A 15,834-nucleotide genomic window follows, 5' to 3' on the forward strand; every position below is an offset into this window, starting at 1 on the left:
ATATAATTATTAAGTACAATTAAAAAATATTAAAATGAAAAGTGCATGCCTAAAAGTTTTATTCTTGTTTACCTGCTTCCATTTAAGCTGTGTAACAGGACTGGCACAACCCAATACCACCTTTTCTCACGAAGAGAACAGTCAGTCTGTTAGGGATTTCAGCGGAATGAAATGGCGAATGAAAATGATGCTTCCCGGGGAAGGTATAAAACGTGGGTTGCACAAATTGCCCCCTGAAGACATTGAGACCCTGGTATGGAACAATGCAGAAGTTCCTGGGGATGTTTATACAGATCTTTGGAAGGCAGGTGTTATTGAAGACCCATATTTTGGAAGGAATAGTGTTAAGGCGCAATGGGTTCAACAATACGAATGGTGGTATGCATATCAATTTCAGGTTACCGAAGGCGTTGAAGATCAGGTTGTAGACATAGTATTTGAAGGGGTGGACTATAGTTGTGAAGTTTGGTTGAATGGCCACTATCTGGGGAAAAATGAAGGTGCATTTTCAAGTTTTTCATTTAATGTAAATGAATATTTGAGGATCAGTAAAAATGATTATCTGAAGGGGCAGAATATGCTCATAGTAAAATTAGATCCCGCACCTCAAGTAAATGCTTTTGTTGCAGGTAAAAAAACACCGTGGTTCGGGGATTATTGGCGTGACCTGGCACCCATGGGGATTTGGCGGCCAGTGAAAATGGTACGAAGCGGAAAGGTGAGCTTTGATGATGTGTATGCCAATAACAAGATCAACGAAGATGGTTCGGCTGACGTTGGATTGGAGTTAACGGTTGAAAATACAACCAGTGAAACCAGGGAAATGAACTTTGTAGTTTCTTTGGAAGGCAAAAATTTTGATTCTGAAGAAATAAATGTTGAATTCTCACAAGCTGTAGCACCCGGTTTACAGAAAGTCAAAAAAGATATCCATTTAGAAAATCCCAAGCTGTGGTGGCCCTGGGATTTGGGAAAGCCCAATCTGTATAAAGCTAAAATATCATTGAAAGAAGGGGAGGTAAATCACGATTTTAACGAAACCACATTTGGCATAAGGGAAGTGACTTCTAAATGGAACCCTGGTTTTGAAAAAGGGGTGGACGTATCCTTCCCCCGGTCCACCTATATTAATGGCAAGTTCCATTTTATCCGTTCTGCCAATTGGGGAGGGCCACCCGATATTTTTGTGGGTCGAACTTCCCCGGAAGAGTATTACGAATTAATTAAACTCGCCAAGGAAATGAATATGAACAACATTCGGATTTTTGGCTGGCACCCCCCGGAAATTCCTGAATTTTATCAATATGCTGATGAAATGGGGATTACCATTTGGCAGGATATCATTCCCCTGGGAACAGGGAATATTCCTATGGAGGAAGAAAATATTGCTGAAATTTTTAATGAAGGGGTCAAAGTATTAAAAGAAAGGAGAAACCACCCTTCCTTGATTATGATGGAAGGTGGGGAAGAAATGATGTTCCGTACCCGTGACCCTCATGCCGGCAGGAGGTTTTTGGAAAGGTTGGGCGATTCCCTGCAACATTACGCGCCACTCCCCTATGTGCCAGATTCCCCAATGACTGATCACGTTGCACAGGAAGCCGGGTTCAAACCCAAAGAGGCACTGCATGCTTTACGGTATTTTTATGATATGGGAGAATGGTTGCACGAAGACTGGCTGCAAACAAAAACAGATGGTTTCCCTATTGTCCCTGAATTTGCCATTACCTCGGTCCCTTCAGTGGAAAGTTTAAAAAAGTTTATCCCGGACGATGAACTATGGCCCCCTGGTTTAAGTTGGGGGCACCATTGGGCAGATTTAACACGTTTGCGTATGCAAAACTGGGATGTTTTTGGTGATGAGAAGAAAGGATCGCTGGAAGAATTTGTAAATGCGACCCAGGATGCACAGGGAATTATTTTCAAGAATGGGATAGAACATTTCCGGAGGGACAAACCAAGTTTGAGCGGGATTTCCCTATGCCATTTTATCACGTATTGGCCTGACATGAAATGGGCCATTGTAGATAATTATCAAAAACCAAAACGTTCCTACTACCATGTGCAAAAAGCATATCAGCCCCTATTGGTAAACTTTGAGTTTAAAAAAAGGAGATGGCATAAAGAGGAAGTCTTTACCGGAAGTATATGGGTAGTGAACGATTTCTACAAAGAATATAAAAATGCTACCATCAATTTTGAAATTAAGGATGATTCCCAAAAATCCTTATTCAAAAAATCCTATGAAGTAGCTCAAATTGAAAAAAACAGTGCTAAGAAATTCTTTGAAGTTTCAGAAGCTGTTTTAGGGAAGGTAAAAGAGAAATTCTATGTTACCCTGAAACTACAGGACAAAGATGGAACACAAATTTCTCATAATGATTACTTTTTCTTAATTGGTGACCAGCAGACCGCCACAGAACGCTTCAACGAATGGAAAAAAGAACGCCTGGAACAGGAAAATGAGAGGGGCCACGGAGGATATGGATCTTATTATTTCTTTTTTGATGAATTGACCAGAGAAAACGGCAAAGATTACGAAAGTGGCACGCAAACGCCCAGAGCCAGGGGATTTGAACAATCAAATGATGAGAATTAAATATTGGGGGAAATCCTACAGATAAAAACCTTATAGAGCTAAGGACTTTTTTCTTTTGTTGAAAAAATATTCTTGGGTAGAAATTACAGGAAAGAAGTTCACGAATTTACTGCACAACCTGTCTATATTTTATTCAATTACAGAACTTTATGAAAAAATATTATAATTAGATATTGATGAATATAAAATACGTTTGCCCCTCTTGGGGCCGCGAAGGCACAAAAGTCTATAAGCTTCTAGCTAAAGCTGAAAAAAGGGATTATCAGATTGTGGAAATAAAAATTTCTACGGATGCTCAGATTGAAGAAAATTACAAAGAGAAACTTTCTACTAACTATAAACCAGATCTAGTTTTCAATCAATGGTATTACCCCTAGGCGAAACGGTAACACCATGCATTAACAAATTAGAAAAAAGACTTTATAAGCTTACAGAATTTAACCCGGCCTTCATAAATTCAGACTGCCAGAGACATTTATATTATAGCTAAAAATCGAAAATTCTTGAAAATATCTTCCTTTTTGAAAAACAGACAGCTATACCTGTTTACCATACAAAAGTATTAGCTTTAATTAATTTGTAGAATCTTTTAGAAACTCTCTAGAAATAAACCTGAAAGTGACTGTTTGTAAATACATTCTTTTAAATGATAGGAAAGAATTCTCCAGAATGCTAAGCGAATGGTTTTCAGAATTTTTACAACTTCCGAAAGTTATGCTCGTTCACTTTACGCCAGCGAAAATAAATTCTTTAGACCCGATCCTTGATTACTGGCAATTAAATATGGAAATGATAAATTATTCAAAACGAACTCTCTAAATTATACACCAAAATGGTTATTTTTACCTTCATTGGCTTTACCCTGTTTGTTGCTATTGTATCATATGTAGCAACTTTAAAAACTAACGAAAATACAAATGATGGTTACTTCCTGGGCGGCAGGTCTTTGACTGCCGGTGTAATTGCAGGATCCCTGCTTTTAACAAATTTATCAACAGAGCAAATTGTTGGCCTTAACGGCCAGGCTTATTCAGAAGGAATTTTAGTTATGGCATGGGAAACACTGGCTGCCATTGCCATGGTAATTACCGCAATCTATCTATTACCAAAATATTTAAAAGGTGGTATTACAACCCTTCCAGAATTTCTAGCTGAGAGATATGATAATGCTACCAAAACCATCACTTCCGGACTGTTCCTCCTCGGGTATATTTTAATCTTACTGCCTATTGTCCTGTATTCCGGATCCCTGGCTATTAGTACGATGTTCAATGTACCTGAATTACTTGATGTTTCTCCTGAAATAGCGTTATGGATATGCGTATGGACTATTGGGATTATAGGTTCGTTATATGCCATCTTTGGAGGATTAAAAGCCGTAGCGGTTTCTGACACCTTAAACGCTGTAGGCTTATTGATTGGGGGGCTCATGATACCTGTTTTCGGACTTATTTATATTGGGAATGGATCAGTTTTTGGAGGTATGGAACTATTACTTAATGAAGTACCAGAAAAGTTTCATGCTGTGGGTGATGAAAAAAGTTCTGTCCCATTTAGTACTATTTTCACCGGTCTCATGTTAGTCCAGTTATTTTACTGGGGAACAAACCAGGCAATTATTCAACGGGCATTAGGTGCGAAGAACTTAAAAGAAGGACAAAAAGGTTTATTGCTGGCTGCTTTTGTTAAAATATTAGGGCCTCTCATAGTTGTTTTACCTGGAATTATCGCGTTCTATATTTTTGGCCCAGATCTGGTCACCCCGGACCAGGCTTATCCGATGCTGGTCAATAAGGTCCTTCCTCCTTATCTTCTGGGATTTTTCGCTGCCGTTCTTTTTGGTGCAATTCTAAGTTCATTTAATAGTGCGCTCAACAGTTCCATAACCTTATTCAGCATCGATATTTACAAACCATATATATCCCCAAATGCATCAGAAAATGCAATAATTAAAAATGGAAAATATTTTGGCATATTCCTAGCCGTCGCTTCCATGGTAATCGCACCAATGATTGCCAAAGCCCCGCAAGGCCTATTTGGATATCTCCAGGAAGTTAACGGTTGTTACACCATACCCATCCTATCTATAATAGTGGTGGGATACTTTACAAAGAAAGTACCTGCCATAGCGGCTAAAGTGGGAATCCTATCGGGGGTCATCCTTTATTTATTCTATTTATTTTTAAAATATTTTATTCTCGATACATCAGGCTTGCCGCATTTTCTACATATCCAGGCTGTTATTTTTTTTATAAATGTGGGATTAATGTTATTTATTGGACACTTATACCCCAGAAAATCCAAATTTAAATTAAGCTATACCAACAAAGTGGACATAACGCCCTATAGGTATGTTAAACTAAGTAGTGTTGTCATCACGATTATAGTCGTTTATATTTATTACCATTTTAGCTAAGACGGGATACAATTTGACTTGAAATAACATTCGTCACAAAAAGACCCCACTGGTATTAATACCTGTGAAATCTACTAATTTTAAACTACTTCAATGGCTACTCACGCGGGAAAGGTCTACGGGGTTCAGCATCGTGGCGGTCAGCTAATATTGCAAATAGTAACTTCCTCACCTATGCCCCCAAAGGAAGCTTTTATGCAATTTGCGCTAATGCTCTGGATGGGGTATCTCTTCGGAATTTTTATTGACTCACCATACAACTAGTCCCTCTCATTCTCTTTTTTATAATGCGAAAAAACAACATTCGATCGTGGACAGCGGCATAAAGCCGCTTCGGCTTTGCCTGCTCTTTTTATACGCTTTACCAATCCCAGCTGTTGTACGAATAATAGGCATCAAAAAAGGTAATGTGAGGGCACTATAAGAAGTAAGTCAAAATCAATAGCAAGCATAGTTTTCTCGCTAAGTTCCTGTTCAAGTAAGCAAACAGCTGCTTGATTTCTCTTGAAAAGTTCAGTTGTAAATGCATCAATAATATATGCTTTTATACTCATCTGTCTTTTAATCTTCAATTTCAACAATCACTTCAACTTCTACGGCAAAATTTAAGGGCAAAGCGTGCATACTTACTGCACTTCTGGCGTGTCTCCCCTTTTCCCCAAAAACCTCATGCATTAGATCACTATACCCGTTGATCACTTTTGCCTGGTCTACAAATTCTTCCGTGCAATTTACCATACCAAAGGCTTTGACAATTTTTTTCACTTTACTCAAGTCGCCTATTTCATCTTTCAAAACAGCAATATGGTCTATGGCCACTAAACGCGCCGCTTCATTTCCCTGGGCTGTGGTAAGGTCTTTTCCTACCTTTCCAGTTACATAGGTTTTGTCTTTTTTAATGGGACCTTTTCCTGAAAGATATAACAAATTACCAGTTCTGACACAATTGACATAGCTTGCAACTGGCTGTGAAACTTCGTTTAACGTAATGTACAGTTCTTCTAACTTTTGTTCTGGGCTATTCTCCATCTTTTAAATCTTTTTGGTTAAATTTTCCTTGTAATATTAAAACTTAAGTATTAAAAAATTTGGTCGCTTTATAGTCCATAAAATAACAATTCATAATATAGCGAAATTGGTGCCAACCTAAGAATATGAGTTTATGTTTTACTATTTGAAGTATTCCAAATTATTATTCAGCTTTTAGTTTGGAAATTAGCTCAAGAAATCAACCAAATTCCTTAGGCAGCAATTCGGTAAATGAATTTGCATTTCGACCATCGCCACCATAACGGATTGTATTCTATCCTACTTTCTTATCTTTGAATTAAACTTCCATCATTCAAAATTAAAAATACAGGCAAATAATAAGTTATTCTGGTTTTAAAATTATCCTACGGTAACTAGTGAGGTTATGAACACCATTATCGGTCACTTCACATATAACGTGAATATTCTTACCAGCGGCATCAGTGGGTATAGATAATTTTGTAGTATTTGATTCACTTTTTGAAATTTTAATATTTCCAGAATAAGTTCCAGCTTCGGGTATTATCCACCATTTATATTTTAGTTGGTCGCCATCAGGATCTGACGATTTAGACGTATCAAGCACGATCTTTTCTCCTGCTTTACCAACTATTTTTATGGGGTTAATTCCTTGATCTCCATTTATAATGACTAATGGGTTGCGGTTACCTTTTCCATTTTTGGCCCAGTCCATGCGTGCGGCGAAATTGTTAAAATTTGCAGGATAAAAATATTCAAAATATTTTGTGCAAATGTCATAAGCTTTGCCTGTATAGTTAGTGTAGGAATTCGTAAGACTATCGCGTCCTATACTATTTTCAAAATAACCACTCCAGCTTACCTGTGTTGGTATGTCGGGATTAGACAACCCATTGGGAATTAAATGCATAAAAGCCGGTGTATCCCCTTCAACTCCCCATTTATATTTTGGGTACAAGGTGCCAAGCTTGCCATGATTCTGGATATTAAGCGCGTATTCATCCCAATTTTCAACCCCGGTTTCATTTTGGTGTTTCCAGGCGCATTCATCCCATAATAACTTCAGATCTTCACCAAATTTTCGCATCCATTGATGGGAACTATTGGCGTAGTTAATCGTGTCGCCTTTTGACCATGGCCTGTCCTGATCGGTGATGGTATAGATGCGAAATTTGCGTAAGAAATTCTTTAGCTCTTTAGGGGCCGCTCCTGTTGTACACGCCAAATCGCTTGTGCAAAAGTATTACCGCCACCCCAGACTGAAATCCAGATTGGACGTTTATCATCCTCATCGGCCATATTAATAATCAAATTGCTACCTTCTGAATCATTTTCATCACCAATGAATTTCATGCCCATTTTTGTGCTACCCAATACAGTTTTCGACCGTAAATAATCTAAAGAAGGCCAGTAGCCTATTTCTTGTTTTGATTCATCTTTTGCAAATTCTTTCTGGTTTGACCTCTTCATTAGATTGGGCAAATCCTTTTCGTAAGCATCTAGTGCATAATGGATTAGGTCAATACGATCATTATCCCCTGTATTACTCCATCCCGTTGTAGCAATGAGTGCCTCTACCTCAAATTGGTCAGCGTGAACCAATAACCTAATCATAGACTCCATATCATCCGGCTCAATATCATTGGGTGCAATATCGGTTAATACTACAAGTCGCGGTTTTAAGTTTGTCTTTTCTGGTTCTTTTTGCGAGTAGGCTTGTGTTAGAATTAAGCTTAAAGCAACTATAGCGAAATTTTTAAAATTCATGTCTTGATTTTAAATTATTTTCATATTAGAAAGCTAATAGTTTTTTTCAATTTAGTAATATTTGAAGTTATATAATAGCTTATATGGTACCCGAAAAATGGTTATTAAGACACTCCCAAGTAACCTCAATATAATTCATACTATACCTTCCAAAAACCCATTTTTACCGCTTTTTTTTCCGCACATTACTTAGAAAGTCCGCAATACTAAAACTTATTCTTTAAACTCTTTATTATAGCCAAACATTCTTTTGTAGTTCTTTCTATCTTTAAAAGGTCAAATTTTCCTTTATCATTCTTAACAAATAATTTAGACTCTATACCAACACAAGTACTTCCGGCATTGAACCAGCTCGTGAGACTTTCCAATGTAGGGGACACTCCTCCCGTAGGCATAATACTCGTCCAGGGTTGTGGTGCTCTAAACAATTTTATAAATTCGGGACCATAAATAGCACCCGGAAATAATTTTATGATTTCATAACCATATTCTTCTGCACCGGCAATTTCGGAAAGAGAACCACAACCAGGAAAATAGGCTATATTTCTTCTGTTACAAACATTGGCAATATCCTTTCTAAATACCGGTGTTACCACAAAATCTGCACCCAGCTGAATATAAAACGATGCTGAGCCACCATCGGTTACTGAACCCACCCCCAAGGCCATTTCGGGGGAATTCCCGGTTTACTAAGAGGGCTAATTCTTCAAACACCTCTGGTGCATTCTCATTGCGGGATGTAAATTCCATAACTCTAGCCCCTCCTTTGTAACAGGCACTGATTAAATCTTTTGCTATATCAATATTTGAATGACTAAAAAGTGGAACCAGTCCCGTACTTTTCATAAGCTCATATAATTCAATTCTGGTAAGCTTGGACATAATTTATCTTTTAATTAATGCTGAAAGATCTCCTTTCATTATTGCATGGACCTCTTCCAGTGAAGCTACATTTACGTCCCCCGCTATAGTATGCTTATAAAGGCTTGCAGCCACGGCAAAATCCAGAACTTCCTGGTGATCTAAATTTTCAATTAAACCGTATATAATCCCGGCCATAAACGCATCTCCTGTTCCCAATCGATCAACTACAGGAAAAACCTCCTTTACCTCAGATTTAATGATGTTTCCTTTTGCGTACATAACCCCCCCAATTTTTTGGTGGGAAGCACTTTCAGAATAACGCAAGGTAGTTGGCAGAAATTCTAAATTAGGGCAAACCTTAACGATCTCCTTATAATACTGGTTTAAGCTATAACAATTTTCATAATTGGGCGCTATTTCTTCTTTGCCCAGCATGTTATAAAGGGTGGCGAGATCTCCAAGAATGACATTGGAATGGGCTAACAATTCAGGAAATACCTCACAGGGCTCTTTCCCACATTTCCACAATTTAGATCGGTAATTAAGGTCACAGGAAATTTTTATATTCATCTTTCTGGCAGCTTGACACGCCAGCAAACATTCCCTGGATGCTTCCTTCGATATTCCGGGAGTAATTCCAGACCAGTGAAACCAAGATGCTTCAGCAAAAATATCCTCCCAATTAATCTCCTTTTCCTTAATGGTGGCTATAGAACTTCCGGTCCTGTCATAGATTACTTTACTATGTCTGATCGCACTTCCATTTTTCAGAAAATAGATACCAAGACGCGCCCCACCCCTGCAGATATGTTTATTGCCAACCTGATATCTTGAAATTTCAGAAATAGCTTTATTACCGAAATCATTGGCGGGCACTTTGGTTATAAACTGGGTTGGAAGTCCCCATTTCTGTAGGGAAGCCAGAGTATTAAATTCCGCTCCACTATACGATGCCTCATAGGAGTTAGCCTATGAAAAACGTAAATGTTCCGGTGTAGATAGTCTCAACAACATTTCTCCAAAGCCTATAATACTTCTCATAAGTTATAATTTATAAAATACACCGTTTAGCCACTATTTTCGGCGAGTAAGATGTTCGAAAGTATGGGGTGGCATTAAAAAAAGCATCTGGCTGATCTATTTAATTTGCATTACTCCAAGAATACAATTAATATTCCCCAAACAGTCTATGCTTCATTTTAACCCACTTAGTTCATTGAATAATTTTAGCTATTTTTCATCACCTCCATTGCCAGCAGAATGAATCTCAGTTTAAAGTGACACCCCCCTTTTCCAAGGTATTAAATCGTCCTGATTTAAATGGTCAGCTTTAGATACTACTTCACCACTGGCCACTTTTATAATATATTCTAAAATCTCTTCTCCTGTTTCTTCAATGGTCCTTTCACCGCGAATTATTGAGAAATCTACTAAATTTCGAAATCGGTAACGAAGTACGCTAAATAAAAATTTCATTCCTGCATTTACTTCGCTTCCGGTTGTTTTTCAATTTCAGCGTTCTCATTTACTTCCCGGCCGTTGCTGTCCCTACCTTTTTTGTAATGCAAAATACCAATAATTAGAAGTTAGTCCAGATTGCATAAGCCAGTCGGGCTCCTCCCTCCTTTTTATAAATCTTCCCTAATTCTAATTATTGAAAATGTATCAGCATCAAAAAGGTAACAGCAAACGGCGCTATAGGAAGTAAATCAAAAAATAACACTTATGAAATCATTTCAAAACAACATACCCGGAAGCCAAGTAAAAAAATCAAAAAAGGAAAACGCTCCGGATATAATAAGTAAATCAATGTTTAATCAACCTGCTCTTAAAGGTAGGTATCTAAATCTTTTAATTATGAGTAATCTAAGAAACCAAGTACAGTTAATCGGAAATGTGGGGAATGCCCCTGAGACCAAAAACTTCGAGAATGGTAAAAAAGTAAGCAGTTTCTCACTGGCTACCAATGAATACTATCACAAGAAAGGTGAGAAAATTCAACAAACCGACTGGCACAACTTAGTGGCCTGGGGAAAACAGGCAGAGCTTATCGAGAAATATGTGGATAAAGGAAAAGAGGTAGCCATTCGTGGCAAACTGACTTCCAGATCCTACGAAACCCAAAGCGGGGAGAAACGATATGTTACCGAAGTTTTGGTTAATGAAATTCTTTTCCTTGGGAACAAGGAAAATGCAGAACTGTAATTTTTAAAACTAAGAGGGCGCCCATCTCCAAAGTTGCGCCCTCTTTTAATTATTAACCCTTTAAATAAGCTAATAATGAAATCCAAAGTTAATGAAATAGCGATAAGCTACAGTGGAAGTTTAAAAACAAATTTGCTTCCAAAAATAACCAGTTCCAGATGTGCGGCCGAGTTAGCATTTGAGCAATGGAATAAAAATAATATTGAATTACAGGAAACTTTTAAAATTATACTGCTCAATAATGCTAATAAGATTAAAGGAATCTATGAAGTTTCTAACGGAGGTATTACCGGGACCCTGGTGGATGTTCGGATCTTATTCGCAGTAGTATTAAAGTCCTTAACCACGGCCATAATTTTATTGCACAATCATCCCAGCGGAACCCTTAGACCAAGTGAAGCAGATAAAAGCCTTACCAGGAAAATTAAAAATGCGGCAGCATTTTTTGATGTTAAAGTTCTGGATCATATTATTATAAGTCCAGATGGTAATTACTTCAGCTTTGCAGATAATGGTATCCTGTAATGTCCGTTATCTTAACCCACTTAAAGCTCTTTTCCGTTGAAAAGGGCTTTTTTATTCAATATTAGTTATCTTAAACTGATTAAAACAGGTTTTTCACATGTGGGAACGACGGATTTTATATTAACTTAAACTTTTTGTTTAATCAGTAATCTAGGAGATCTTACCAACTCCAAAGCATTTTTTTAAATGCTTTCTAATTTTCACCCTCACTAATAAAACCTGGCGGTCAAAAACATACCTAGGCTTCCTAAAAGATAAATTTTAACATACCGGGAGGTCATTTTTCACTTCATCTCTTTAACCTCACAATCTTATTTGATATCTAATACAGGGTTTTAAATCATTCAAATAAAATATTAAGTGCTAATTGACGTTCCTTGATACTAATTGATTACAGCGGAAACACCCCCCTTAAATTATTAGTTTACAGTGCTTTACTTGAAACATTTTTTTTATATTTATAAAACCTAAATTTTTAAAATTTAGACCAACCCTAGGATCCTATTTCTGACTTTCGTTGATCCTATTTCAAAGTATAAAACTTAAAGTCCAATTTTCGGGCTTTTCTAATTATTCAATTATTGCTGCATTTCAACCGAAAAAATCGTCCCGCCCCCGGGACGAAAAAGGACAGCAAGAGGATAACACGCGCTGCGATGTTATGTCCTTATTTTCCGTATGGATTGCCATTATTTGATATCAATTGAAGTTAAATTTTATTGGAGTTTGAACCTGGATAGATCTTTTTTCACGGAAAAATTTTCTAAGCCCAGTAATCCTCACAATTTTTTCACGGAAAAATGAAAAAACAAACCAAAAAAGAATCCTTTAAAAACCTTAGTATTAAAATTTCGGTGGCCAGACGATTTCGAAAATTCACTAAAGAATTAGGTCTTAGACAATCGGCCAGTCTGGATTTGATGCTGGACTTTTTTGAGACTAACAGGCTCTCTCCTACCCAACATCTAGGCCCCAATATGAAATCTCTGGAACATCATCTGGAGAAAAGAATCAATGCTTCTATCGCTATAGTACGGGCTATTGAAAGTACCCAAACAAAACCTACCCAGGCCATGCTTGCCGCTCTATTTGAAAGCCTCCCAGAAAAAGCTAAAAGGAAACTCCCTCCCTCTTTTGAACAGGCACTGCAAAATACCCTAGCCCATAAACCTATCATACAACAATTACCTGAAGCCCCACCTGAAAAAAAAGATCTTAAGGAGGTCCTTAAAAATATAGAATTGGTGAAACCTACTTTCGGAAATCCTTACCTGAAAGTCAATATGGAATATGATGAGCTAAAATCCCTTAAATATAAATATCATGTATATCACGATTAGCCCACAGAAAATAGGCCCTGCCTTCTCCAGTAGCGTAGCCGATTTTGTAGACTACCTGGAAAAGGAAAATACGGACCGCCTGCCGGAGGCACAGGAATACTTTTTTAATCAAACCCAGGAGAAAATTACACGCGATAAGGTCATCAAAGAGATTGATGGGAATACTGCAAAGCTGAAGACTACCGAACCCCGATACTATTCCCTGACCATTAATCCCTCCCAAAAGGAATTGCAACACATCAAAAATGATCCGGAAAAACTAAAAGTATACACCAGGGAAGTGATGAAGGATTATGCCGCTTCCTTTAACCGGGAAATTAATGGCAGACCAGTTCAGGTTTCCGATATAAAATATTATGCAAAAATGGAATTCTCCCGAACTTATAAAGAACGTGATAAAGAAGTCCGGGAAAATGCGCCCTTTAACAATAAGATAGCGCAGTTAAAGAATGAGTTGCGAAAAGTGCAACGTGGTGAAATTACCGGCCACCCTCATAATATTAGAAAAGAAATATTAGCGCTGCAAAAGGAAGCTCCTCATAAAATTGAAGGGAAACTCATTGATGAAGGAACGCCTAAACAGGGGAATCAAACCCACCTCCACCTTATTGTGAGCCGAAAAGATCAATCCAATACTGTTAGCCTTTCCCCAGGGAGTAAGTATAAAGCTTCCGAAGTGTCCCTACACGGAAAGATCGTAAAGCGGGGGTTTGACAGGGATCGCTTCTTTGAAAAGGCAGAGAAAACCTTCGATCAACAATTTAATTATAAGCGGAATTTTGTGGAACAATACAACGCCCGAAAAACATACCTGCAATCACCGCAAAAGTACTATTCCATGATTCTCAAGCTGCCAACCAACGAGCGGAAAGTGGCGATGGGAATACTAAATACCGGGGTTTCTAAAATTCCGGATGCCCGGATCCGATTTGCCGTAAAACAGTTTCAAAAAGCTATAGAACTCGGTTTGAAATCCAGCTCTATCGGTTATTAAATCTATAAACATATGATACTTTATTTCCTTATTGCCTATGCTATAATCGCCGGTGGATTCGCACTTTTAAACCGCCTCAAGCAGTTAAGCTTTTATCAGTGCTTTGGTATTTTAGCCGTTTGTACCTATTCCTTGTTTTTGCTATATCCCGAAGCAGGATATATCATTATCATGTGCGCCAGCCTTCCCCTGATATTTATCCTCCTGCTTATGTATGGTTTCCAGTCCAATAACACCATTGCTTCAAAATACCGTGTAAAATTTGCGCTGGAATCAGATAGCTTCTCTATCCAAAATCTTAAACGGGGAGTTTCGATAACTGGCGCCGCCGGAAGTGGAAAGACCGAAAGTGTGGTCTATAATTTTTTAAAACACCTGTCCCGAAACAATTTTTGTGGGATCATTCACGACTATAAAAATTTTGAACTCACCGAACTAGCCTACCCCCTTTTCAAAAATTCCGATCTCCCATTCAAGATTATCTCCTTTGATCCTGTATACCACAAAGTAAACCCCATCGCACCCCAATACCTTCCCGATGAAGAGAGTGTTAATGAAATTGCCCGGGTACTCATGGAAAACCTGCTCGAACAAAAAGAGCAATATGCCAGTGGTACTACCCGCTTCTTTAATGATGCCGTTGAAGGAATCATATGTGGAATGATCTGGAACCTTAAAACCCATCACCCCAAACTTTGTACCCTACCCCATCTTATAGCACTTTATCAAAGAATGAATAGTGATCAGCTCATTGAATTTTTAAGTTCGGATATCACTTCCAGGGCTATGGCTGATGCTTTTATTAGTGGAATTGATTCGGAGCGGCAAACGGCAGCGGTAAAAGGTACTCTGGCCAATGCTTTTAAAAGGATTACCACCCGAAAAATATTCTTTTGCCTCTCCGGTCACGACATCTCCCTGGATCTAAATAACCCGAAAAATCCAGCTGTGGTAACTATTGTGAATAACCCGAAAAACGAATCGGCTTATTCCCCGGTAATCGCAATGATACTGCATACCGTCATCAAACAGATGAGTGTAAGAGATCGAAAAAGTGCCTTCATCTTAATGGAAGAAGCTCCAACCATCCGTCTCCTGCATATGCACCGGGTACCGGCCACCCTGAGAAGTTATGATATCGCTACCCTGTATATCCTCCAGGATAAAGTGCAAAATGATCTACTCTATGGTGAGAAAGCAAGCAAAGCAATCCTGGCGAACCTTTCCTACCAGTTCTTCGGCAAAGTCAACGACCCGGTAACCGCTGCCTATTATGAGAAATTTTTTGAACTGGTTAAACGCGATACCGTCAGTATCAGTAAAGGGGAAGGCCTTAACTTTGATACCCGGATAACTAAAACCAAGAGAGAAGTTTCCAAACTACGGGCAGACCTTTTCTTTAGACTTAAACCCGGGGAATTTGTCGCATATGCGGATGGAAAGGAGAAAAAAGTCCGGTTTAAATATCCGAAAATTCAAAAGGCACTGCCCGGAAAATTTAAACATTTTTCCAAAAATGAATTGGATGCCCGATTTGCTAGTATTTATACCGAGGTGGAAGAGCTTTTGAATGCTGCAAAAAAATAGCCGTAGAAAATTAGTTTGTAACTTACTATTAAACTAATTTTGCAGAATTTAATCAACGAGTTGTATACTCGTTAGGTGTGCTTTAATAAGTTATTCGATTATCCTTTTTTAATGTTTAAACCAACGTCTGTATAGTTGTGAAAAAGTCGGATCATTAATACTATCCTCACCTAATACCCTAAAGTAAAGGCTATCCTCATCTTTTTCCAGGAGAATGATGGAATCACCTGCCTGCTTTTTTAACCGGTAAGGGGGATAAATCTCATCGATCAGACGGCCGGTTTTTTGCCCGTCTACTATCGAAACTTCAGGAGTATTTTGGGAAATCCAAATGTTATCATTCACTTTAATAAACCCTCTATGAAAGGAAGATTTATTTATTTTTCCATGGAGACTTTGTTTCCGTAAATCAATCGGTTCTTCCTGATGAAAAAAGTTGCTAAGTAGCGCTCCTAATAATGCGAGCGCTATTACCCAAAGAATAGGAGCCACAAGTCTATTTCTTTTCACAATAAGAGATTATTAATTA

Annotated in this window: 14 protein-coding genes and 3 pseudogenes; 8 read left to right on the top strand and 9 right to left on the bottom strand. The window is 38.1% G+C overall.

Features of this window, described 5'->3' with window-relative positions:
- Positions 1-34 precede the first annotated feature (34 nt).
- The 3 genes from BM084_RS04715 to BM084_RS19120 all read left to right on the top strand — a co-directional run bounded on the left by BM084_RS04715 (position 35) and on the right by BM084_RS19120 (position 5,279).
- Positions 35-2,599, top strand: a complete 2,565-nt coding sequence (locus BM084_RS04715) for a glycoside hydrolase family 2 protein (RefSeq protein WP_093303195.1) — start codon at positions 35-37, stop codon at positions 2,597-2,599.
- 832 nt (positions 2,600-3,431) lie between these two features.
- Complete coding sequence (locus BM084_RS04725; RefSeq protein ID WP_093303203.1) at positions 3,432-5,015, top strand: solute:sodium symporter family transporter; 1,584 nt, start codon at positions 3,432-3,434, stop codon at positions 5,013-5,015.
- Positions 5,016-5,108: 93 nt separating this feature from the next.
- On the top strand, positions 5,109-5,279 hold the full coding sequence (locus BM084_RS19120; RefSeq protein ID WP_177195660.1) for a hypothetical protein: 171 nt from the start codon (positions 5,109-5,111) through the stop codon (positions 5,277-5,279).
- 131 nt (positions 5,280-5,410) lie between these two features.
- Here the strand turns inward: BM084_RS19120 and BM084_RS19505 are convergent, their stop codons facing one another.
- The 8 genes and pseudogenes from BM084_RS19505 to BM084_RS04755 all read right to left on the bottom strand — a co-directional run.
- A complete protein-coding gene (locus BM084_RS19505) occupies positions 5,411-5,569 on the bottom strand; it encodes a PhzF family phenazine biosynthesis protein (RefSeq protein WP_262506668.1) in 159 nt (52 codons plus the stop codon).
- 7 nt (positions 5,570-5,576) lie between these two features.
- On the bottom strand, positions 5,577-6,044 hold the full coding sequence (locus BM084_RS04735; protein WP_093303208.1) for a RidA family protein: 468 nt from the start codon (positions 6,042-6,044) through the stop codon (positions 5,577-5,579).
- Positions 6,045-6,387: 343 nt separating this feature from the next.
- Positions 6,388-6,933, bottom strand: a complete 546-nt coding sequence (locus BM084_RS19675) for a hypothetical protein (RefSeq protein WP_394333642.1) — start codon at positions 6,931-6,933, stop codon at positions 6,388-6,390.
- Positions 6,925-7,790: pseudogene (locus tag BM084_RS19130) on the bottom strand (DUF1593 domain-containing protein); the annotation flags it as partial. The gene BM084_RS19675 and the pseudogene BM084_RS19130, both read right to left, overlap by 9 nt.
- A gap of 206 nt (positions 7,791-7,996) precedes the next feature.
- Positions 7,997-8,446 (bottom strand): beta/alpha barrel domain-containing protein, encoded by a 450-nt coding sequence (locus tag BM084_RS04745; RefSeq protein ID WP_317040645.1) that lies wholly within the window; start codon positions 8,444-8,446, stop codon positions 7,997-7,999.
- A gap of 229 nt (positions 8,447-8,675) precedes the next feature.
- The gene (locus BM084_RS19680; protein WP_394333643.1) at positions 8,676-9,089 is read right to left on the bottom strand and encodes a PfkB family carbohydrate kinase; all 414 of its coding nucleotides are present in this window, start codon (positions 9,087-9,089) and stop codon (positions 8,676-8,678) included.
- Positions 9,087-9,605 (bottom strand): annotated as a pseudogene (locus BM084_RS19685) (PfkB family carbohydrate kinase); the annotation flags it as partial. The pseudogene BM084_RS19685 and the gene BM084_RS19680, both read right to left, overlap by 3 nt.
- Before the next feature lie 321 nt (positions 9,606-9,926).
- Positions 9,927-10,076, bottom strand: a pseudogene (locus BM084_RS04755) (hypothetical protein); the annotation flags it as partial.
- Positions 10,077-10,511: 435 nt separating this feature from the next.
- On the opposite strand from BM084_RS04755, the gene BM084_RS04760 reads away from it, so the two are divergent.
- The 5 genes from BM084_RS04760 to BM084_RS04780 all read left to right on the top strand — a co-directional run bounded on the left by BM084_RS04760 (position 10,512) and on the right by BM084_RS04780 (position 15,305).
- Complete coding sequence (locus tag BM084_RS04760; protein ID WP_093303310.1) at positions 10,512-10,859, top strand: single-stranded DNA-binding protein; 348 nt, start codon at positions 10,512-10,514, stop codon at positions 10,857-10,859.
- A gap of 75 nt (positions 10,860-10,934) precedes the next feature.
- The gene (locus BM084_RS04765) at positions 10,935-11,384 is read left to right on the top strand and encodes a JAB domain-containing protein (RefSeq protein ID WP_093303215.1); all 450 of its coding nucleotides are present in this window, start codon (positions 10,935-10,937) and stop codon (positions 11,382-11,384) included.
- Positions 11,385-12,184: 800 nt separating this feature from the next.
- Positions 12,185-12,724 (top strand): BfmA/BtgA family mobilization protein, encoded by a 540-nt coding sequence (locus tag BM084_RS04770; RefSeq protein ID WP_093303217.1) that lies wholly within the window; start codon positions 12,185-12,187, stop codon positions 12,722-12,724.
- Positions 12,708-13,718 (top strand): MobB family relaxase, encoded by a 1,011-nt coding sequence (gene mobB / locus BM084_RS04775; protein WP_093303220.1) that lies wholly within the window; start codon positions 12,708-12,710, stop codon positions 13,716-13,718. The genes BM084_RS04770 and mobB overlap by 17 nt, the downstream gene beginning before the upstream one ends.
- A 12-nt stretch (positions 13,719-13,730) precedes the next feature.
- The gene (locus BM084_RS04780; RefSeq protein WP_093303222.1) at positions 13,731-15,305 is read left to right on the top strand and encodes a type IV secretory system conjugative DNA transfer family protein; all 1,575 of its coding nucleotides are present in this window, start codon (positions 13,731-13,733) and stop codon (positions 15,303-15,305) included.
- A 108-nt stretch (positions 15,306-15,413) separates the two neighbouring features.
- Here the strand turns inward: BM084_RS04780 and BM084_RS04785 are convergent, their stop codons facing one another.
- Positions 15,414-15,815, bottom strand: a complete 402-nt coding sequence (locus BM084_RS04785; RefSeq protein ID WP_093303225.1) for a hypothetical protein — start codon at positions 15,813-15,815, stop codon at positions 15,414-15,416.
- Between the last annotated feature and the right edge of the window lie 19 nt (positions 15,816-15,834).

The sequence above is a fragment of the Salegentibacter agarivorans genome (assembly GCF_900113135.1).
Taxonomy (GTDB): domain Bacteria; phylum Bacteroidota; class Bacteroidia; order Flavobacteriales; family Flavobacteriaceae; genus Salegentibacter; species Salegentibacter agarivorans.

Coding starts and splice junctions, on each gene's coding strand:
- BM084_RS04715 (WP_093303195.1), top strand. CDS start 35: ATGAAAAGTGCATGCCTAAAAGTTTTATTCTTGTTTACCTGCTTCCAT.
- BM084_RS04725 (WP_093303203.1), top strand. CDS start 3,432: ATGGTTATTTTTACCTTCATTGGCTTTACCCTGTTTGTTGCTATTGTA.
- BM084_RS19120 (WP_177195660.1), top strand. CDS start 5,109: ATGGCTACTCACGCGGGAAAGGTCTACGGGGTTCAGCATCGTGGCGGT.
- BM084_RS19505 (WP_262506668.1), bottom strand. CDS start 5,569: ATGAGTATAAAAGCATATATTATTGATGCATTTACAACTGAACTTTTC.
- BM084_RS04735 (WP_093303208.1), bottom strand. CDS start 6,044: ATGGAGAATAGCCCAGAACAAAAGTTAGAAGAACTGTACATTACGTTA.
- BM084_RS19675 (WP_394333642.1), bottom strand. CDS start 6,933: ATGCATTTAATTCCCAATGGGTTGTCTAATCCCGACATACCAACACAG.
- BM084_RS19680 (WP_394333643.1), bottom strand. CDS start 9,089: ATGCTGGGCAAAGAAGAAATAGCGCCCAATTATGAAAATTGTTATAGC.
- BM084_RS04760 (WP_093303310.1), top strand. CDS start 10,512: ATGAGTAATCTAAGAAACCAAGTACAGTTAATCGGAAATGTGGGGAAT.
- BM084_RS04765 (WP_093303215.1), top strand. CDS start 10,935: ATGAAATCCAAAGTTAATGAAATAGCGATAAGCTACAGTGGAAGTTTA.
- BM084_RS04770 (WP_093303217.1), top strand. CDS start 12,185: ATGAAAAAACAAACCAAAAAAGAATCCTTTAAAAACCTTAGTATTAAA.
- mobB (WP_093303220.1), top strand. CDS start 12,708: ATGTATATCACGATTAGCCCACAGAAAATAGGCCCTGCCTTCTCCAGT.
- BM084_RS04780 (WP_093303222.1), top strand. CDS start 13,731: ATGATACTTTATTTCCTTATTGCCTATGCTATAATCGCCGGTGGATTC.